This window comes from Corynebacterium sp. HMSC29G08, from assembly GCF_001806875.1.
GTDB lineage: Bacteria > Actinomycetota > Actinomycetes > Mycobacteriales > Mycobacteriaceae > Corynebacterium.
Genome location: NZ_KV786211.1, coordinates 58330 through 76866 on the forward strand (window position 1 = coordinate 58330; position 18537 = coordinate 76866).

The following is an 18537-nucleotide window of genomic DNA, read 5'->3' on the forward strand; positions in this document are numbered from 1 at the left end:
CTATCGCCACCACAGTTCCGCTTGCACCTCTGGCACGATGGGGCCATGCCTGCTGAATCAACGCAACCGCAACCAACCAATACTCCAAGCCCCGAAGAGCTGAAAAACCTTTGTGTGCAGCTCGCTCGGGAGGCAGCCGCGTTAGTCGCCCACCAGCGTGACTTTCTGTCGCACCACGGCTCGATTGCACAGGTCACCTCAACCAAGTCCTCCGCAGTAGACCCAGTTACGGCAGTGGACAAGGCTTCCGAGGCGCAGATTGTGCGCCAGCTTCGACAGCTTCGGCCAGATGATGGGATTGTTGGCGAGGAAGGAGCAAATGTTGCGGGTGTCACGGGTGTGAGTTGGGTCGTCGACCCTATCGACGGCACCGTGAACTTCCTCTACGGCCTTCCTGCCTATGCCGTGTCTGTGGGGGCGGCGATTGATGGGCAATTTGTTGCCGGATGTGTAGTTAACGTTGCCAACGGGGACTGCTACTTCGCCGCAGCCGGGGCAGGTGCCTGGGTTGAGCGTGATGGTGAAACGACGCAGCTTCGGGCGTCGCGTGCGGACGACATTGCGACCTCGCTTGTAGCAACCGGTTTTGCCTACAACTCCGCGTGGCGTGCAAAGCAGGCGGCATTGTTGCAGCGGATCTTGCCTCGTGTGCGCGACATCCGCCGATTCGGTTCCGCCGCCCTGGACCTGTGCCACCTTGCAGAGGGAAGGGTGGATGCTTATTACGAGCACGGCACGCACCCATGGGACTACGCTGCAGGGGCTGTAATTGCGGCTGAAGCAGGAGCGAAAATCCTGCATCCCGGCCTGGAAGATCGGGGGGTGGTTGGGGCGCCGGTGATCGCCGCTGCGCCGCGCTTGTGGGATTGCTTTGTTGACCTCCTGAAATCCAGCGATGCTACACAACCAATGGAGGGGTAATAAACTGCCTCTGTTACCCCTATTTACCAGCTTTGATGACAGAAATGCTTGTGTGTTTTAGTATTCCGCTGATACTGGGCGCTTTTCAAGGCCCGTAAACACGTAACACAGCTGGAGGAATCACACCATGGCTACCGACTACGATGCGCCGCGCCGACGGATGGACGACGACATCGAGACCGACTCTCTTGAAGGCCTGAAAGCCGCGGAAGTTGCTGGCAGCAGCATGGATGATGACGGTGAAATCGTCGAAGCGTTTGAACTTCCCGCCCAGGAGATTTCCGGTGAAGAGCTCAACGTTGAGGTGAAGCCGCGTCAGGATGACGAGTTCACGTGCTCGTCCTGCTTCTTGGTGCAAAAACGCAAGCGCCTTGCATACGAGGAGCCGAACGGCGCGATGATCTGCTTGGACTGCGAGTAGAACTGACTGCGAGCAATACTCGATCTGGCCGTTAGGGTTGGGCGGCCGCTGCCTGCTCGGGCAGGAACGTTTCTAACACTCGCTCGGGGTTGCGGGTGGCAATCATCCAGTACGGGGTGGGATCTTCCGGATCGTCGAGCACGAGTAGGACGTGCTCCGGAACCCAGGTATGGGATACCAGGAACGCAGCAGGGTCAAGTTGACGGCCAAGTGCGTTCTGGCGGGCGGATGCCGGCACTACGGTTGAGCGTGTCACTACGTTAGATGGCAGGTTTGCGTCTTCGACGATGAGCCAGCGTGTGCCATCTGCGTCCATTTCAACTTGAACCACAGTCTTGGACAGCCAAACGAGGAACCAAATCACCATCGCCCCGATGAGGATCAACGGGAGGAGGAACCACCAGATATTGCGGTTGAGTCCAAATTGGCCCGCCAGCAGCAGCGTCAACCCTAAGCCGGTGGCCCACCAGTACCAGGGGACCCACTGGCGCTCCGTGTAGAGCACTTGCGGGGAAGCATTCGGGGAAACGTTGTTGTCGGTCACCCATCAAACCTTAGTAGGGTTGGCGGGGTGAGCGAATTAGTACTAACTGACCTTCCCCCCTTGCGCGTGAAGCGCCTCGATCCTGACATCCCGATGCCGTTTCGTGCGCATGCTGGTGATGCAGGCGCAGATCTCCACTCCGCTGAAGACATTACGTTGCAGCCGGGGCAGCGTGCGCTGGTTTCCACGGGCATTGCTGTTGCCTTGCCGATGGGCACTGTTGGATTGATCCACCCACGTTCCGGACTTGCGGCAAAGCAGGGCCTGACCATTGTGAATGCTCCTGGCACTGTGGATGCGCAGTACCGTGGTGAGTTGAAGGTGTGCTTGCTAAACACGGATACAACCACCCCGATTGAGATCACCCGCGGTATGCGCATTGCCCAGTTGGTGGTGCAGAAAGTGGAGCTGGTTGATTTTATTGAAGTGGATGAGTTGGATGACACGGACCGTGGTGAAGGCGGTTACGGTTCTACTGGCACCTACTAAGGTCAGCTGAGAAGCAAAGAATAAGAAACCCTTGTACAAGGCGCCTAGGGACACCTACGTCACAGTCACAACACGTTAAGGAGCATGAAGAACCATGGCATTTTGGCCGTTCGGTAAGAAAAAGAAGGAAGAGCAAGAGCCAAAGGCAGCGCAGTCGGTTACGGAGACCGCGCCTGAAGAGGTTGCTGTAGCAACCTCTGAAGACACAAACGCTTCGGCAGTGGCACCTGATCCGGAAGCCGAGTCTTCACCGGCTGCTGCCGGTACCGTGATTGCTCAGGCTCCTGGTACCACCAAGATTGAAAACTACGATCCAGTCGGTGGCTCCACCGGTCCGTTCGACGGTGATTCAGTTGAGATTGAAGATTTTGACTTCACTGATTTCTCAGATGTGACGCTGAACTTAGGATCTGTTCGCATTCCGTTGCCGAAGGGCTCCCAGGTCCAGGTGGAAATGGGCGAGCAGGGCCCGAAGATGGTCCACATTGTTACTGAATTCGGGCGTCTCACCCCGGTTGCGTTTGCCGCCCCGCGTACCGGTGGCCTCTGGGAGGAATCCTCCGATGACATCGGCGAGGGTATGCGTTCTGAAGGTATGCCCATGAACTTTGAGGAGGGCCCGTGGGGGCGTGAGGTTGTTGGTAAGGGCACCAATGGTGTCGTCCGCATTATTGGTGTGGAGGGCCCACGTTGGCTCTACCGCGTAACGCTTGCGGCGCCGAATGGGCGCGAGGAGCAACTTGCTCAGCTTGGCCGTGAGGTTGTTGCTCGTTCCTTTATCTACCGTGGCCAGGACGCGATCCTTTCTGGCAACTCGCTTCCTGTGACCTTGCCACAGCAGCTGGCAGCCCAGGTGCAGCAGGCTGTTGAAGCGCGTGCTGCTCAGGCTCAGGGCCAGACTGCGGGTGCGTCGGGGCAAGCCCCAACCACCCCGAACCCGAATGCTTTGTCGGATGCGCTGCGCCAGATTCTGGAGCAGAGCGAAGCAAGCCGTAAGAACGACTAGTGGTGGTTGAAGCTCCACGTGTCACCGTCACAGTGACACGTATGGCCCATGGTGGCGAGGGCATTGCCCAGCTTGACGACGGTCGCGTGGTCTTCATCGCCGGCGCCATCCCCGGCGACACCGTTGACGCTCGTATTACGAAGTCCAAGAAGCGGTGGGCGCGTGCCCAACTGCTGGAGGTACGTACGCCGTCTGAGCTGCGTGTGGCGCACACGTGTCCGGCGTCCGCTGCTGGGGCCGGATGTTGCGATTTCAGCCACATTGCCGCAGATGCGCAGCTTGGTCTGAAACTGGAGATCTTGCGTGGTCAGCTGCGTGCTCTCGCACAGGCAGAAAACACCCAAGATTTGGGGATCGAAGCAGTAAGCCTTCCGCCGTCGACACAGTGGCGTACCCGCGTGCGTTTGGGCGTGGATGGACAGGGCCGCGCCGGGATGCGCAAGGCGCGTTCGACAGAAGTTGTCACCTCCGCTACGTGTACGCAGCCAGTTGCCGGGCTGATGGATTCGTTGCCACGTTTTACCCCGGGCAGCGAGGTTGTCGCCGTTATGGATAGCGATGGCGCGCGTCATATTGTGCAGACCACTCGCGCTAAGCGGGGCACGAGAGTAGAACACTTCGACACCGTAGTTGAGGGCTCTGGTGAGGTCACGCAGCGCATCGAAGCGGGCTATGGCTCTTCGACCTTTCATTTTCCTGCAACCGCCTTCTGGCAAGCACACACCGCAGCACCCAACGCGTACGCAAACGTTATTGAGCAGTGGGGCAGCGGCACCTACGCCTCGGACGTGGCATGGGATCTCTATGGCGGTGTTGGCGCGTTTGTGCCTGCCATCCAGGCGGCGACTGGCGGCGCACGCGTCATTTCGGTGGATTACTCGCGGGCAGCTACATCGCGCATGCAGCCGGCACTGGACGGCATTGATGTGCGGGTTGTGGCTGAGAGGGTTGAGCGTGGCGTCGATACGCTTGAAGCCCCAGGTCTAGTAGTGCTTGACCCGCCGCGAACCGGCGCGGGCGCACAGGTAGTGGCTGCGATTGCGGCGAAATCTCCGGAGCGGGTCATCCACATTGGGTGCGACCCGGCGACGTTTGCTCGTGACGTTGCAGCGTGGCGCGAGGGTGGCTACGAAGTCAAGCGGCTCGGCTTGATCGACGCGTTTCCTAATACACACCACTTTGAAACGATCGCGGTACTTGAACCGCGCTAAGCCTCAACTGTTCATCGCCGTTGCCGCCGCGTGTAAGATTGCGGAGAAGTTAGTAACCGATAGGAGTGCACATCAACCGTGAGACTGCTCGAGACAATCACTTCACCGGCAGACCTGAACGGGTTGTCGCAGGAAGAGTTGAGCCAGCTCGCGGATGAGATTCGCCAACTGCTCATTGAAAAGGTGTCCGCTACCGGCGGTCACCTGGGTCCAAACTTGGGCGTGGTGGAGCTGACGATCGCGTTGCATCGAGTGTTCAACTCGCCGAAGGACCCGTTCATTTTTGACACGTCGCACCAGTCCTATGTGCACAAGATCCTGACCGGGCGCGCCGGACAGTTTGATACATTGCGCCAGCGTGGAGGCCTGTCCGGCTACACATCACGCGCGGAATCCGAACATGACTGGACTGAGTCTTCCCACGCGTCTGCATCCCTGTCGTATGCGGATGGGCTAGCGAAGGCAAAGCAGCTGCGCGGTGAAGAGGATGATCACGTGATCGCCGTAGTGGGGGACGGTGCGTTGACTGGCGGCATGTGCTGGGAGGCGCTGAACAATATTGCGGAAGGGGACCGCAATGTGGTCATCATTGTCAATGACAATGGGCGTTCCTATTCACCAACCATCGGTGGTTTTGCGGCGAACTTGGCGCGGCTGCGCGATCATTTTGCGCAGATCCGGATCCAGCCGGGCTATGACGAGGTGATGGAGTCCGGCAAAAAGACGCTGAAGTCCATGGGCTGGGTGGGCGAGCGGACGTTTGGTGCGCTGCAGGCCCTGAAAGCTGGTGTGAAGCACCAGGTGGTGCCTACGGAGATGTTCTCTGAGCTGGGCATGAAATACGTCGGTCCTGTTGATGGACATGATCTGAAGTCGTTGCTGAACGTCTTGAATTACGCAAAGACCTATCGTGGCCCGCTGATTATCCACGTGCTGACGGAAAAAGGGCATGGTTTTGCCCCTGCTGTGAACAACGTGGCAGACCAGATGCACTCCACGGGTGTGATTGACCCGGTGACGGGTAAGTCGCTATCCAAGTCGGCTCCCGGCTGGACGTCGGTGTTTACCCAGGAGTTGTTGAAGGCGGGCCGTGAGCGTGATGACATCGTCGCCATCACTGCAGCGATGGCGGGACCGACAGGTCTTGCGCCGTTTGCAGAAGAGTTTCCAGACCGCTTCTTTGACGTAGGTATTGCGGAGCAACATGCTGTGGCGTCTGCTGCTGGTCTTGCACTTGGCGGCATGCACCCTGTGGTTGCGGTGTACTCCACGTTCCTCAACAGGGCATTTGATCAGTTGCTTATGGACGTTGCGTTGCTCAACCAACCCGTCACCCTGGTCCTAGACCGCGCGGGTGTAACGGGCACTGACGGCGCGAGCCACAATGGCGTTTGGGATATGGCGTTAACCTCGATTGTGCCTGGCATCCGGATTGCCGCGCCGCGCGACCCGGAGCGTCTGCGCGAAACCTTCCGCGAGGCAATCGCAGTGGAAGACGGCCCAACGCTTGTGCGCTTCCCGAAAGGTACGGTGGCAGACAACATTGATGCCGTTGAGCGTCTGGATAGCGGCGTCGATGTCTTGCATGTACCCGTAGGCGAGGCAGATGAAGACAGCGACGACAACGTGGACATACTGCTGGTAGCTGTTGGCACGTTTGCGGAGTACGCCATGCAGGTTGCTGCAGATGTCGCCGCTGAGGGGATTCGTGTCACCGTCATAGATCCGCGCTGGGTTATCCCTGTTTCACCTGACATCGTTGCTATGGCCGTGGATCATGACATGGTGGTTGTCTATGAGGACGGCATTGTGCGGGGAGGCGTGGGCTCTGCCATTGGGGAAGCCTTGGCCGCGGCATCGGTGTCCACACCAGTGCGCCATTTGGCTTTCCCGGATATTTTCCCAGAGCATGCTTCACGTGCTGAGCTCTTGGCACAGTACGGGTTGGATGCGGTTTCCGCAGCACAGCAGCTGCGTGACTGGGTGGAGGAACTTCAGGATCTCTAAACCTGGATCACAGTGCGCTGCACCCCTAGAGCGGGGACTCGTTGAACGCCGCGGAGATAACCGGTGCTGCGATTTCTGCTTGCCATGGGCGTGCACCAGCGTCCACAAGCAGCGGTATCAGTGCATGCGTGTCCAATCCATCTAGGTTTCCGCCCGCTATTTCCTGTTTCGTCCACAGTGCCTTGCGCAGGATACTTGAAGATAGAAGGTTCACCCCGGGGATGCCGAGGGTCATTGCTGTTTCCGAAATGAGTTCTTTTGCTAGTTTCACTTTTGGCCAGTTCTCCGGATATTCGCGCTGCCACTTCACCTGGGAGGGGGGCTTTTTCGCTTTTCGATCCTGCAGAGAAGGCCACATCGCCTCTTCATCGTTCAAGGCGCGTTCAACATAACTCATCCATGTGCGAACTACTGCGCGGTCATGGGAGGGGAAACCCGGTACTCGAGCAAGTTCGCTCTCAGTCGTTGGTTCTCTCCTACCGATATTTATAAGCACCTTCGTTGGCATGATGGTGGGTGGAGAAACGTCGGAGCCAAATGCACGGCGTTCACGAATGGCGTATAGCTCGCGCACCAGTTGCAGACCACGAGGGGTACGGACCGTGGATAGTCCTTTAATGTCAAGCCACGAACGTTCCACGGGGGATGTGAGGCTACGGGTCTCAATGAGGTGATCAAACTCTGCTTCGGCAAACGGGAGCGCACCGGAGGTATCCAAAACTTCTGCGAGTGCTTCAGCAAGATCGTGCAGGTACAACACGTCAAGTGCGGCGTAGTCCAACCAGGGTTTCGGCAGAGGTGTGTTCGACCAGTTTTCTCTGCCGTGACCTTTGTCAAGATGAACGCCCGTGAAGTGTTCCACCACCGCACCGAGGTTTGGCCGGGTGAAGCCAGCAAATCGAGCAGCAAGCTCGGTGTCAAACAGCGTTCCGGGATGTAGCTTCAGCATGGCCAGGGCCTGCAGGTCTTCACCAGCAGCGTGGATAATCCATTCCTCACCATTGAGCACTGGGGCCAACGCAGCAGTCACCGCTTCGCGGTGCCCTTCCGGCGCGATGAGGAACGTGCCGGAATCCCGACGATGAATCTGGACTAAGAACGCGCGGTCATCAAAGCGAAACGCCGAAGCTCGTTCCGTATCAATCGCGAATGGGCCACGGCCTTCGGAAAGTGCATGCGCAGCTCGGTGGAACCCAGCGGGAGTATCCACGAACTCATATTCTGGCCTTATTGTCACGGGAGGCTAGTTTACAGCTTTTACTTACCTGTGTCCCAGCTCTGTCACACCTTCTGGTGGCAGTCCCGCAACATGTGCCAGCACCTGCGAAAAGGCCTCTACGTGCGGAGCTAGATCTAAGCTGTCAGCTGTCCAAGACGCGCGCATCTCCAACTGGTACGCCCTCGGTGGGCCGCCAATCTCGCCGAAACGAACCGATGCAGTTGATGTCACGGTGCCGCCCAAGTTGGTAAAACCAGCGCCGCGCTGTGCGAGTGACTCGTTGAGCCACTGCCATGCTACGTCTGGAAGTAAAGGATCCGACGCAACGGCATCATCCATGTCTGCCTGGATATAGGCCACCAGCCGCATAGAGCCTTCCCAGGCTTCCTCTGCGTCAGGAGAGTGGAGGAGGATAAGGCGCCCGAAGGCGTCTCCGTCCGAATCCATGGCATCTGTTACGTTTTCACCGCGATCGACCTCAAGGCCAATGGCGTGCGAGTACGGTGCCGGTCGTTGAGGTGGGCGGATGGTGCCCAACGTAATCTCGGGGCGTAGCCGAGCTGCATGCATTGACTCCACAGCCGCAGAAAACTCCGCAGGCGTTGCCGCCGGGGCAGGGTCAGAAGACGCCCCGCTGAGCGCGGCGCTGATTGAAACCGGGGCAGAGGAGGTGTCCGAGTGCTTCACAGCAATCAAAGCTATCGCTGACCCGGCGGATAGTCGTGGAGGCGCGCCGCTCACAGAGTAGTACGATGATGTAGAACTTTCGATTGATCAATAGAGAAAGGGTGCCCATGGCCAAGCTTGATTTCGATGCCCTCAACGCTGTACAGCGTTACCTCCAGTTCGCGGTATTCCGCGCAATCCCTGGTGCTCTCGGGCAGGACCGCAGCAAGATTATTGAAGAGGCGCAAGACTTCTTTGCTGATCTAGAGAAGGAGGGCGTTGTCTCCGTCCGCGGTTTCTATGACAACACTGGTATCCGTGCAGATGCAGACTTCATGGTCTGGTGGCATGCCGAAGAGTTCTCCCAGCTGCAGAAGGCACTGGCAGACTTCCGTCGCACGACAACGCTCGGCCAGCTGGTTGAGGTCAGCTGGATAGGCAACGGTGTTCACCGCCCGGCAGAGTTCAACAAGTCCCACCTGCCGAGCTTCATCATGGGCGAAGAGCCGGGAGACTGGATCACTGTCTACCCGTTCGTGCGCTCGTACGAGTGGTACCTGCTGGATCCGAAGGAGCGTCGCCGTATCTTGGCGGAGCACGGCATGGCAGCCCGTGACTTTGCAGATGTGCGTGCCAACACCGTTGAGGCGTTCACCTTGGGTGATTACGAGTGGATGCTCGCGTTCGAGGCGCCGACTTTGCTGCGTATCGAGGAACTGATGCACAAGATGCGCCACACTGAGGCACGCCGCCACGTTCGTGAGGAGATCCCATTCCAGACGGGCCGTCGCGTTAGCGACATTGCAGAGATTATTGAGATCCTGCCGTAGGTAAAACCTACGGGGGTAAAGCATCTGCGAACTACTGCTTTGGCTCCAGCGTCATAGAGATGGAGTTGATGCAGTAGCGCAGGTCAGTGGGGGTGTTGTAGCCTTCGCCGGCAAATACGTGGCCCAGGTGAGAACCACAGTTAGCACACAGGACCTCGGTGCGGACCATGCCGTGGGAGCGGTCTTCGCGCTCGATCACCTTGTCGCTGTCCGCGGGGGAGAAAAAAGATGGCCAACCGCAGTGAGATTCGAACTTCTCGGTAGAGCGGAACAGCTCCTCGCCACAAGCCCTGCAGTGGTAAACGCCTTCAGTAGTGGTGTTGGTGTACTCGCCAACACCTGGGGGCTCAGTGCCTGCTTGACGTAGAACGTAGAACTCCTCAGGTGTCAGTTTTTCTCGCCACTGCGCTTCGGTCCAGTTTTTGTAATCCGTCATGGTGTTGAAGCGTACTCACCACGGCCCACGTTGCTACAGCGAGGATAAAGATGGCCCATCCGGCGGTGGGTAAAAACGTGTTCAACCAGCTGCCGAACGCTGGAGCGTGTGGACTCCACCAGTCCAGCGGTGACAAGCAAAGAAATGCCCCCAGCCACGCAGTCCATAGATGCATAGGGGAGTGAGTCCGCACCACTGTAAACAGTGCTGGAAACAGCATCATGGAGTAGTAAGCTTGGCCCAGCGAGGACAAAAGGCACACGCCGGCGAGCAGGACAGCGGAGCTTGTAGTGAGCCACAGCCACTGGTCAACGTTTCGCCAGCGCAACAACGCCAGCACTGCAACCGCTACCGCAGCGGCGAAAAGGAGAAACAGCACGCGGTGGAGCCACTCCGGCATCCCGAAGTAGACGGCAAACCCAGCAAGTGAAGAGTTGGCGTAATCGCGCGTCATACCCAGATACGGCACAAGCTTGGTCAGGTAATCGTTTGCCCCGGGGGTAATCGGCCAGGCAATCGCGTTCACCACAACGGGGACAATCACCGCGGCGAGCACGCTGCGCCAGCGGAACAGGAAAAAGGGCAACGCCACAAGAGGTAAAAACATTGGCTTGACCAAGATTGCAAAACCCAAGACCAGACCTGCGGCGATGTTGTGACGCGTCGATGTCAGCGCGAGAAATGCCGTCAATGCGAGCAGCAGAATGCCGTTGATGTTCGAGAACACAAGGGTGTTGGTTACGGCCTCCGTGGCAAAGCTTAAAGCCAATGCTATTGGGAAAATCGGGTGGGACAACGTATAGCCGCTGAGACGAGTGAGCCAGGCAAGCGCTGCGATGATGGCAGCGGCGTTGGCCAAGATGAACCAGGGGCGTGCAGCATCCACACTGGTGATCAGCCCCAACGGCGACAGCAATAATGTTGCTCCTGGGTTGTACAGATAGTGAGGGTTTACGTGGTGGTAGACCTCGTTGTATACCGGCACACGCTCTATGAAGCGGCGGGCGGCCGACCATACGGTGGTGAAATCGTCTGTAACTGACCCAGTTCGTGCAAGCACAATCAACCTGTGGAGGATCAGGCTGATTGCGATGGGCCAGGCAAAGGCGTTTGCTGCTTTCACTCGCATTACCGTACCCGCCGCAAGCGGGTAAAGACCATGGCGCGCTGATCCACGGTGACATCATCCACCTCAAAGTGCCGCACGTAGTCTCGACCTTGGTCAAGATTGAGACCCCAGGAAGCATCCTGACTGCCGACGCTTGCGTCAACCGTCAAATGCAGCACATCGATCAAATTCGCATCCAGCATCTGTGCGTAGAGGTGTGGCCCGCCTTCGCAAAGAATTCGTGCGAAGCCATGATCCCGGAGCGCTTGCACGATGCTGGCCGTCGAGCCGTCGCCGGAACTTAGAAGCTGCGCGCCCCGCTCTTGTAGGCAGCGGAGGGTGGGGGTGCGCGCGGCGTCGCTAAGCGAATGTTCCGGAGTGACAATGAGGAGTTGTTCAGTGCCAAAGATGGGCAGCGAGGGATCGAGCTCCAGTGAGCGACTCACAACAGCAATTGGAGTGTCGGATGGTCCGTATTGCTCGGCCTCGACCGTGCCGGCGCCGACGAGGACGCAATCTGCCCATGTACGCAGTGCGGCAAGAAGCTTCGAATCGGTCGCATTGCCTAACTCCCCGGACACCCCCTTGCGGGCGAAAGCACCGAAAAGTGTTGTGATTGCAACGGCGCGCAGTTCGGGTTGGTGCGGTGGTTTAGTGGGGCCAATAAGTTGGGACATGTGCGGGGAAGCAGGCATGAAAAAAGAATAGCCCCGGTAAAGCTTTCGCTTCACCGGGGCTGTGTGATTGGAGGTGGATACGGGAATCGAACCCGTGTACACGGTTTTGCAGACCGTTGCCTAACCACTCGACCAATCCACCGTGGAGCGGATGACGAGACTCGAACTCGCGACCCTCACCTTGGCAAGGTGATGCGCTACCAACTGCGCTACATCCGCGTGCGCGATACTGGGATTGAACCAGTGACCTCTTCCGTGTCAGGGAAGCGCTCTCCCGCTGAGCTAATCGCGCGGAAAAGTCCCACTAGGGGACTTGGAGCGGATGACGAGACTCGAACTCGCGACCCTCACCTTGGCAAGGTGATGCGCTACCAACTGCGCTACATCCGCATTGCATTTCGCTGTACCGTTTAGGTCACTACCGTTTAGGTGACTGCGTTGTGCGAGATAGAACATTAACCCCTACCGTCTTAAATAGGCAAATCGCCAGGTAGATTGTGGTTTGTTTCGCACTGTTCGGTATGAAGGTGGCCACTTGTGTCGATGGACCATGACATCGGTGTTATTTGCTGGCTATTGGCCAACGGCTTGCGGGGGTGATGAGCAGGCGATTCGTTGACCAGGGGGCAGGCGTGTAACATACCAACCTGTTCGGTCCTATGGCTCAGTGGAAGAGCGTTCCGTTCACACCGGAAAGGTCGCTGGTTCGATCCCAGCTAGGACCACCAGATACAAAAGCTCCGGCAGACAGTGCACTGCCGGAGCTTTTGCTTTCAGTGGGGCAGACTTGCGGGCGGATACCCCGCAATAGGGGTGTACTTAGTGTCTACCCCCGGGCACTATGGTGAGTAGCAAGCGAAACCGATTCAGTGACCGGAAGGATTGCACCGCAAGATGAGTCGCAACATGTGCCACCAAATGAGCTCAGACCGGGGCGCAGGCCTTGTTTCCAAAATTGCGGGGGCAGCTGTTGTAGCTAGTGTGTTGGCCGCCAGCGCCCCTATAGCATTGGCTCATGACGCAGTGATCGGCGGTTCTCCCGCTGATAAAGAGGTAGTCACCGTATTTCCTAGCACTCTTGAACTGGAGTTTTCTGGTTTCCCGAAAGAGGGCTTTAGCATTATCGCATTGTCGCGAGACGTAGACGGTAGCCCGGAAGTGCTCTTTAGCGGCGAACCCACGATTGAGCAGAACTTTGTTCGCTTGGACCTGCCTGATGGCTTGGAGGTGCAGCCCGGCAATTACCGCATTGGCTTCCAGATCATTTCTTCAGACGGGCACGCAACGAAGGGCATGACCACGTTCACGTTTAACCCGACGGGAGAGCCGCTAGCGCAAGCGGCTGAATCCGATGTTTCCGATGTTGAAGGCACGGCCGACGCCTCAGCAGAAACAGCGAACGAAACGGTTGCAGAGGAAGGCAACTCCAACATGCGCCTGGTGTTGGCGGTTGTTGGGTTACTGGTTGTCGCCGGTGCCGCGATTGCGGCTTTTGGAAAACTTCGTAAAGGACAGGGACAGTAAAAGTGACTGTATCTAGGAGGGGGTTTCTCGCGGGTGGGGTTGTCGTGGCGTCGACAAGCATGGCTACTTCCTGCGGTGATACTGATGCACCTGCCGGTGTTCCCAGTAACTCTGAGCCGAACGAACAACCTCTGAAAACATCCACAGTTCCATTTGACGGGCCACATCAGGCAGGCATTTCAACGCCGACGCAGGCTTCGCTGAACATGATTGGCTTCAACCTGCGCGAGGGGGTTGAGGCAAAAGGCGTTCGCAACCTCATGCGGCTGTGGACTGAGGATGCTCGCGAAATGGCCGCCGGCCGAAACCCCTTGGGCAGCTTGGAGCCCGAAATGCTGGAGTGGCCAGCAAACCTGACATTTACGGTGGGCTTTGGCGAGCGGATCTTCGATCTAGCCGCGCCGGAGAAGAAACCGAGCTGGCTGCATCCAATCCCAGCCATGCAGCACGATCAGTTGCGTGAGGAGTGGGGGCAGACCGACATTGTTCTGCAGATCTGCGCCGATGATCCGTTGATGTGCGCATGGGCGATGCGACACATGGTTCGCGCGGGTGTGGACTATGTGGCGATTGGCTGGGTGCAGCAAGGTTTTGCTAATGCGTACGGTGCCATTCCGAAAGGGCAGACGCCGCGCAACCTCTTTGGCCAGATCGACGGCACGGTCAATCCTTACTCGGAGCAGGAGTATGCCGAACAAGTCTTTGCGGAGGACGGCTCGACGTCCATGGTGATCCGCCGCATTGAGATGGATCTGGATGACTGGGAGAAGCTCGACCGCGTCTCAAGGGAGGAGTCAGTGGGCCGCACGCTTGACGACGGCGCGCCACTGACCGGCGGCGACGAATTCACTCCAGCCGATTTCGACAAAATCGATGACTTTGGCCTACGGGTCATTGACCCGAACTCGCACATGGCGCGTGCAGCCGCACCTGCGGACCACCCGGAGCAGAAGTTCAAACGCCGACCGTACAACTACTACCTGCCGCCAGAAGCCGGCTTGATCTTTGTGGCCTTCCAGAAAGATCCGGACGTGCAGTTCACACCGGTGCAGCAGCGCCTAGATGAGATTGACCGTTTGAACGAGTGGACGACGGCGATTGGCTCGGCTGTGTACTGGATAGCCCCGGGCACTGACCCGGAATCTGAAGACAACGCCTACTGGGGTCAGTCGGTTCTGTCATAGCTTTCGGGGTAGGATTGCAAACCGCATTGTAAACGGGGCGCGTCCAGGTATGACGTTCCCCTTGAGGCGCAAAGGAGCGCACCTGGCTATGGCAGAAGCAACAGCAACGCAGATCTTGGAGTTTGAGCCGTTTGAGGTTCCCGCAGGCACCCCTGTTGGTGCCGCAATGCGGGAGCTCAACCTGCCGAACAAGGGTGAGCAGGCCATCGTGGTCGTCCAGGATGTAGAGGGCAACCTTAAGGACCTGTCTTACGTGCCGGAGGAAACCGCGACGTTTACGCCGGTGCCAGCCAATACTGAGTTGGGCCGCTCCGTTATCCGTCACTCCTGTGCGCACGTACTTGCCCAGGCTGTCCAGGCCGAGTTCCCGGGCACCAAACTGGGCATTGGCCCCGCTATTAACGACGGCTTTTATTACGACTTCGACGTCGCCGAGCCGTTTACCCCTGAAGATCTGAAGACGCTTGAGCGTCGGATGAAAAAGATTATCAAACAAGGTCAGAAGTTCTCCCGCGGCGTGTTTGCTTCCCAGGAGAAAGCCGCTGAACGTCTGGCAGCCGAGCCCTACAAGCTTGAGCTGATCCAGGACAAGGGCAACGTGGACCCGGACTCGGACGAGGCCACCGAGGTAGGCGCTGGCGAGCTGACCTACTACGACAACCTGAACCCACGTACGGGTGAGGTTGAGTGGTCTGACCTGTGCCGCGGCCCACACATTCCCACCACCAAGTACATCCCGGCGTTTTCGCTAACCCGCTCCTCGGCAGCATATTGGCGTGGTGATCAGAACAACGCTGGTCTGCAGCGCATCTACGGCACGGCCTGGGAGTCGACTGAGAAACTGGATGAGTACCTGACCATGCTGGCGGAGGCGGAGAAGCGTGACCACCGCCGCTTGGGCAATGAGATGGACTTGTTCTCTTTCCCAGATGAGGTTGGTTCCGGCCTGCCGGTGTTCCACCCAGATGGTGGCATTGTGCGCATGGTGATGGAGCAACACTCCCGCGAACGCCACGTGGCTGCTGGCTACTCCTTTGTAAACACCCCGCACGTGACCAAGGGGGATCTGTTTAAGAAGTCGGGCCACCTGGATTGGTACGCCGAGGGTATGTTCCCGCCGATGAAACTGGACGGAGAGGTAGATGATGAAGGCAACGTGACCAAGCAGCCAGTTGACTACTACGTCAAGCCGATGAACTGCCCGATGCACAACCTCATCTTCGACTCCCGTGGCCGTTCCTACCGTGAGCTACCGCTGCGCCTGTTTGAGTTTGGCACTGTGTACCGCTACGAGAAGTCCGGCGTGGTGCACGGGCTGACCCGTGCCCGTGGCTTTACCCAGGACGACGCACACATTTACTGCACCGAAGAGCAGTTGGAAGAAGAGCTGACCAGCGTGCTGGAATTCATCATCTCCTTGCTGCAGGACTACGGCCTGGATGACTTCTACCTGGAACTATCCACCAAGGACCCAGAGAAGTACATCGGTGATGATGAGATCTGGGAGCGCTCCACCAACATCTTGCAGTCCGTGGCTGAGAAGTCCGGCCTAGAGCTGGTGCCGGATCCCGCCGGTGCGGCGTTCTACGGACCGAAGATTTCAGTGCAGGCACGCGACGCCATTGGCCGTACGTGGCAGATGTCTACCGTCCAGCTGGACTTCAACCTGCCGGAGCGCTTTGACCTGCAGTACACCTCTTCTGACGGGTCCAAGAAGCGCCCGGTGATGATCCACCGCGCACTGTTTGGCTCCATCGAGCGTTTCTTCGGCGTACTGCTAGAGCACTACGCTGGTGCTTTCCCAGCGTGGCTGGCTCCACACCAGGTGGTTGGTATTCCGGTTGCCGATTCTTTTGCGGACCACCTTGAGGGCGTTGTTAGCCAGCTTCGTGCCCGTGGCCTGCGCGCTGAAGTGGACCACTCGGATGACCGCATGCAGAAGAAGATCCGTACGCACACTACCGGCAAGGTGCCGTTCATGCTGCTCGCAGGCGAGCGTGATGTGGACGCGAACGCGGTGAGCTTCCGCTTCCTTGACGGCAGCCAAATCAATGGCGTACCGGTAGCAGAGGCCGTGGAACTGATCACCGCTTGGGTTGGTGAGAAGATCAACGATCAGCCGAACGAGGCCGCAATTGCAGCGCGACGCGGCTGAAAACCCGCCTTACGTTGACCAAGGCGCAGGCGACGAGGACCGCCTTGTGCGCCTCTGGGCACCGTATAGGTCGGCGTATATTGCGCGTCATGCGTCGGCAAGCAAGAAAAGCTCTGACCCTTTCTTGGACATTCCGCACATGGATGATGAAGATGGGCTGATTGTGGCGCGCGGTGAGCATGTGTACGCGGTGCTGAACCTGTACCCGTACAACTCTGGACACATGATGGTGGTTCCGTACCGCAAGGTGGCGGAGTTGGAAAACCTGACTGACGAGGAAACCGCAGAGCTTGGCGAGTTTGCCAAGCTGGCAGTGCGGACTTTGAAGCATGTGTCACGACCTGAAGCGATCAACGTAGGGCTCAACCTTGGGAAGGCTTCAGGTGGTTCGGTTGGTGACCACCTACATCTACACGTTGTGCCGCGGTGGTCCGGAGACAGTAACTTTATGACTGTCGTTGGCGGCACCAAAGTGTTGCCGCAGCTGCTGCGCGATACCAGGCAGCTGCTTGCAGACGGCTGGACGGAAGTCGCATCAACCCCACAGACTTCACCGACCCTGTCGGACACACCCGAATCGGAGGCAGACAATGCTTAGTGTGCATGGGCGCAAACCGGTACGACGTTTTGTGGAACCGGTAGCAAAAGCCCTGTTGGACGCCGGAGTGAGTGCGAATACAACCACGGTGGTTGGCGCCGTTGTCGCAGTGGCGTTATCCGCAGTGCTGATTCCTGCTGACTACTTGGTGGCCGCGGCAATCGCCATCGGGTTGTTTTCGGCCTTTGACATGGTTGACGGTACGATGGCGCGCCTCAGCGGTGGGGGAACCGCCTATGGCGCCACATTGGATGCGAGCTGTGATCGTATTACAGACGGGGCACTGTTTGGCGCTATCGCTATGTGGCTGATCTACGTGGACCACGCGCACCCAGCACACGTCGCAGCGTGTCTGGCGGTGCTAGTGCTAAGCCAAACCATCAGTTACATCAAGGCACGTGCCGAGGCCGGCGGCATCAACATAGTCGGCGGTCTGGTGGAGCGGCCAGAGCGCCTGATTATAGCGCTGGTTGGCTTGGGTCTTGAAGGTTTCGGGGTACCGCACGCGGTAGAGATTGCCGTGTGGTTGCTACTGGTGGGATCCGTGATCACCGTGGTACAGCGCCTGAAGATTGCTGCGCGTGATCCGCGGGCGCGGGCTCCACTTGCACCACCGCCGGGAGCGTGAGATGTAGATGGGGGCTGAGAATCTTGTGGCCTACGGCTATTTGGCTGGATGGCGCCTCGTCGGGGCACTGCCGCGGAGCGTGACCTGGCCGCTGTTTCGCCTCGGCGCCGACCGAGTCAGTGCTAACGGCCGCGGTATGGAACAGCTTCGCCGCAACCTCAGCCGCGTGGTGGGCCCGAAGCATGTCACACGTGCGCTTGTCCGCGACGCGATGCGTTCCTACGCCCGCTACTGGCTGGAGGCGTTTCGCCTGCCACGCATTGCCGCAGACGATGCGCTGCTAGATCGCTACAGCGCAGGCGTTGAGGGGCTCGAACATCTGGAAGCAGCACTGGCTAAAGGCAGAGGCGTTGTGCTGACGTTGCCGCACTCCGGAAACTGGGACTTTGCGGGGCTATTTCTTACTCGCAATTACGGTACGTTCACCACCGTTGCTGAGCGCGTCAAGCCTGAGGTTTTGTTTGACGCCTTTGTGGAGTATCGCCAGTCTTTAGGCTTCGAGGTAGTGCCACTGACGGGCGGACCGGTCGCTCCGTTTACGCGCCTTAAAGAAGTGCTGGAAGCTGGCGGAATCGTGTGCTTGATGGGGGAGCGTGATTTTTCTGGCCGCGGGGTGCCGGTGTCCTTCTTCGGTGAGGAGACGACGTTTCCGGTCGGGCCTGCAAAGCTGGCACTGGACACGGACGCAGAGCTTCTCGTTGCCCACTCCTGGTTCACCGACGGTGTGCGTGGCGAAGGCGGGTGGGGGTTGAAAGTGGACCCACCGATTGTCGTGGACAGTCTTGAGGAGACAACCCAGCGCGTCGCTGACCGCTTCGCAGTAAACATCGCCACCCATCCAGCGGATTGGCACATGCTACAGCCGCTGTGGCCGGCGGATAAAGAACGCAGACGGAAACGGGAGGGGAGCTAG

General features: G+C 58.4%; 19 protein-coding genes and 5 tRNA genes. 14 read left to right on the forward strand and 10 right to left on the reverse strand.

From position 1 onward, the window contains the following. The first annotated feature begins 45 nt into the window (after nt 1–45). Both HMPREF3101_RS01375 and HMPREF3101_RS01380 read left to right on the forward strand, forming a co-directional pair. Complete coding sequence (locus tag HMPREF3101_RS01375) at nt 46–921, forward strand: inositol monophosphatase family protein (RefSeq protein WP_070462142.1); 876 nt, start codon at nt 46–48, stop codon at nt 919–921. A 127-nt stretch (nt 922–1048) separates the two neighbouring features. Continuing rightward, the gene (locus HMPREF3101_RS01380) at nt 1049–1342 is read left to right on the forward strand and encodes a DUF4193 domain-containing protein (protein WP_052204010.1); all 294 of its coding nucleotides are present in this window, start codon (nt 1049–1051) and stop codon (nt 1340–1342) included. A gap of 31 nt (nt 1343–1373) precedes the next feature. Here HMPREF3101_RS01380 and HMPREF3101_RS01385 read toward each other — a convergent pair whose 3' ends face one another. Further along, entirely contained in the window at nt 1374–1886 is a 513-nt protein-coding gene (locus HMPREF3101_RS01385) for a DUF3093 domain-containing protein (protein WP_070462143.1), read from the reverse strand. A 27-nt stretch (nt 1887–1913) separates the two neighbouring features. Between HMPREF3101_RS01385 and dut the strand changes: the two genes are divergently transcribed. The 4 genes from dut to dxs all read left to right on the forward strand — a co-directional run bounded on the left by dut (nt 1914) and on the right by dxs (nt 6599). Beyond that, nucleotides 1914–2375: a dUTP diphosphatase gene (gene dut, locus HMPREF3101_RS01390; RefSeq protein WP_070462144.1), complete on the forward strand. Its 462-nt coding sequence runs from the start codon at nt 1914–1916 to the stop codon at nt 2373–2375. A gap of 94 nt (nt 2376–2469) precedes the next feature. After that, nucleotides 2470–3381 (forward strand): DUF3710 domain-containing protein, encoded by a 912-nt coding sequence (locus tag HMPREF3101_RS01395; protein WP_070462145.1) that lies wholly within the window; start codon nt 2470–2472, stop codon nt 3379–3381. Nucleotides 3382–3383: 2 nt separating this feature from the next. After that, nucleotides 3384–4592, forward strand: a complete 1209-nt coding sequence (locus HMPREF3101_RS01400) for a class I SAM-dependent RNA methyltransferase (RefSeq protein ID WP_371327057.1) — start codon at nt 3384–3386, stop codon at nt 4590–4592. A gap of 78 nt (nt 4593–4670) precedes the next feature. After that, on the forward strand, nt 4671–6599 hold the full coding sequence (gene dxs / locus HMPREF3101_RS01405; RefSeq protein WP_070462146.1) for a 1-deoxy-D-xylulose-5-phosphate synthase: 1929 nt from the start codon (nt 4671–4673) through the stop codon (nt 6597–6599). 25 nt (nt 6600–6624) lie between these two features. Here dxs and HMPREF3101_RS01410 read toward each other — a convergent pair whose 3' ends face one another. Together HMPREF3101_RS01410 and HMPREF3101_RS01415 are read right to left on the reverse strand one after the other, a co-directional pair. Further along, entirely contained in the window at nt 6625–7809 is a 1185-nt protein-coding gene (locus tag HMPREF3101_RS01410; RefSeq protein WP_246816597.1) for an HRDC domain-containing protein, read from the reverse strand. Between the two features lie 51 nt (nt 7810–7860). Beyond that, nucleotides 7861–8469, reverse strand: coding sequence for a DUF3000 domain-containing protein (locus HMPREF3101_RS01415; protein ID WP_246816614.1), 609 nt, complete (start codon nt 8467–8469; stop codon nt 7861–7863). 143 nt (nt 8470–8612) lie between these two features. On the opposite strand from HMPREF3101_RS01415, the gene hemQ reads away from it, so the two are divergent. Beyond that, the gene (gene hemQ, locus HMPREF3101_RS01420) at nt 8613–9314 is read left to right on the forward strand and encodes a hydrogen peroxide-dependent heme synthase (protein ID WP_070462148.1); all 702 of its coding nucleotides are present in this window, start codon (nt 8613–8615) and stop codon (nt 9312–9314) included. 31 nt (nt 9315–9345) lie between these two features. Here hemQ and msrB read toward each other — a convergent pair whose 3' ends face one another. The 7 genes from msrB to HMPREF3101_RS01455 all read right to left on the reverse strand — a co-directional run bounded on the left by msrB (nt 9346) and on the right by HMPREF3101_RS01455 (nt 11925). Continuing rightward, nucleotides 9346–9750 carry a peptide-methionine (R)-S-oxide reductase MsrB gene (msrB, locus tag HMPREF3101_RS01425; protein ID WP_070462149.1) on the reverse strand — a complete coding sequence of 135 codons (405 nt, stop codon included), beginning with the start codon at nt 9748–9750 and terminating at the stop codon, nt 9346–9348. After that, nucleotides 9695–10879 carry a glycosyltransferase family 87 protein gene (locus HMPREF3101_RS01430; RefSeq protein ID WP_083280018.1) on the reverse strand — a complete coding sequence of 395 codons (1185 nt, stop codon included), beginning with the start codon at nt 10877–10879 and terminating at the stop codon, nt 9695–9697. Before HMPREF3101_RS01430 ends, msrB begins: the two co-directional genes overlap by 56 nt. Beyond that, the gene (locus tag HMPREF3101_RS01435; RefSeq protein WP_070462150.1) at nt 10879–11553 is read right to left on the reverse strand and encodes a dihydrofolate reductase family protein; all 675 of its coding nucleotides are present in this window, start codon (nt 11551–11553) and stop codon (nt 10879–10881) included. Before HMPREF3101_RS01435 ends, HMPREF3101_RS01430 begins: the two co-directional genes overlap by 1 nt. A 50-nt stretch (nt 11554–11603) precedes the next feature. Further along, a tRNA-Cys gene (locus HMPREF3101_RS01440) sits at nt 11604–11677 on the reverse strand. A gap of 1 nt (nt 11678) precedes the next feature. Further along, nucleotides 11679–11754 (reverse strand) — tRNA-Gly (locus HMPREF3101_RS01445). A 1-nt stretch (nt 11755) separates the two neighbouring features. Beyond that, nucleotides 11756–11827: transfer RNA gene (locus HMPREF3101_RS01450), tRNA-Val, on the reverse strand. Nucleotides 11828–11849: 22 nt separating this feature from the next. After that, nucleotides 11850–11925 (reverse strand) — tRNA-Gly (locus tag HMPREF3101_RS01455). 263 nt (nt 11926–12188) lie between these two features. On the opposite strand from HMPREF3101_RS01455, the gene HMPREF3101_RS01460 reads away from it, so the two are divergent. The 7 genes from HMPREF3101_RS01460 to HMPREF3101_RS01490 all read left to right on the forward strand — a co-directional run bounded on the left by HMPREF3101_RS01460 (nt 12189) and on the right by HMPREF3101_RS01490 (nt 18537). Beyond that, nucleotides 12189–12263 (forward strand) — tRNA-Val (locus HMPREF3101_RS01460). A 166-nt stretch (nt 12264–12429) separates the two neighbouring features. After that, a complete protein-coding gene (locus tag HMPREF3101_RS01465) occupies nt 12430–13059 on the forward strand; it encodes a copper resistance CopC family protein (RefSeq protein WP_246816599.1) in 630 nt (209 codons plus the stop codon). 59 nt (nt 13060–13118) lie between these two features. Then, nucleotides 13119–14243: a Dyp-type peroxidase gene (locus HMPREF3101_RS01470; protein WP_070462344.1), complete on the forward strand. Its 1125-nt coding sequence runs from the start codon at nt 13119–13121 to the stop codon at nt 14241–14243. 88 nt (nt 14244–14331) lie between these two features. After that, a complete protein-coding gene (gene thrS / locus HMPREF3101_RS01475) occupies nt 14332–16398 on the forward strand; it encodes a threonine--tRNA ligase (RefSeq protein WP_070462151.1) in 2067 nt (688 codons plus the stop codon). Then, nucleotides 16379–16996: an ATP adenylyltransferase gene (locus HMPREF3101_RS01480; protein WP_070462152.1), complete on the forward strand. Its 618-nt coding sequence runs from the start codon at nt 16379–16381 to the stop codon at nt 16994–16996. Before thrS ends, HMPREF3101_RS01480 begins: the two co-directional genes overlap by 20 nt. Continuing rightward, nucleotides 16989–17624 (forward strand): phosphatidylinositol phosphate synthase, encoded by a 636-nt coding sequence (pgsA, locus tag HMPREF3101_RS01485; protein WP_070462153.1) that lies wholly within the window; start codon nt 16989–16991, stop codon nt 17622–17624. The genes HMPREF3101_RS01480 and pgsA overlap by 8 nt, the downstream gene beginning before the upstream one ends. A gap of 7 nt (nt 17625–17631) precedes the next feature. Next, a complete protein-coding gene (locus tag HMPREF3101_RS01490; RefSeq protein WP_070462154.1) occupies nt 17632–18537 on the forward strand; it encodes a phosphatidylinositol mannoside acyltransferase in 906 nt (301 codons plus the stop codon).

Excerpts from the sequence above, each read along its gene's own strand:
- HMPREF3101_RS01375 (WP_070462142.1), top strand. The coding sequence starts at position 46 with ATGCCTGCTGAATCAACGCAACCGCAACCAACCAATACTCCAAGCCCC.
- HMPREF3101_RS01380 (WP_052204010.1), top strand. The coding sequence starts at position 1,049 with ATGGCTACCGACTACGATGCGCCGCGCCGACGGATGGACGACGACATC.
- HMPREF3101_RS01395 (WP_070462145.1), top strand. The coding sequence starts at position 2,470 with ATGGCATTTTGGCCGTTCGGTAAGAAAAAGAAGGAAGAGCAAGAGCCA.
- hemQ (WP_070462148.1), top strand. The coding sequence starts at position 8,613 with ATGGCCAAGCTTGATTTCGATGCCCTCAACGCTGTACAGCGTTACCTC.
- msrB (WP_070462149.1), bottom strand. The coding sequence starts at position 9,750 with ATGACGGATTACAAAAACTGGACCGAAGCGCAGTGGCGAGAAAAACTG.
- HMPREF3101_RS01430 (WP_083280018.1), bottom strand. The coding sequence starts at position 10,879 with ATGCGAGTGAAAGCAGCAAACGCCTTTGCCTGGCCCATCGCAATCAGC.
- HMPREF3101_RS01435 (WP_070462150.1), bottom strand. The coding sequence starts at position 11,553 with ATGCCTGCTTCCCCGCACATGTCCCAACTTATTGGCCCCACTAAACCA.
- HMPREF3101_RS01465 (WP_246816599.1), top strand. The coding sequence starts at position 12,430 with ATGAGTCGCAACATGTGCCACCAAATGAGCTCAGACCGGGGCGCAGGC.
- HMPREF3101_RS01470 (WP_070462344.1), top strand. The coding sequence starts at position 13,119 with ATGGCTACTTCCTGCGGTGATACTGATGCACCTGCCGGTGTTCCCAGT.
- thrS (WP_070462151.1), top strand. The coding sequence starts at position 14,332 with ATGGCAGAAGCAACAGCAACGCAGATCTTGGAGTTTGAGCCGTTTGAG.
- pgsA (WP_070462153.1), top strand. The coding sequence starts at position 16,989 with ATGCTTAGTGTGCATGGGCGCAAACCGGTACGACGTTTTGTGGAACCG.
- HMPREF3101_RS01490 (WP_070462154.1), top strand. The coding sequence starts at position 17,632 with ATGGGGGCTGAGAATCTTGTGGCCTACGGCTATTTGGCTGGATGGCGC.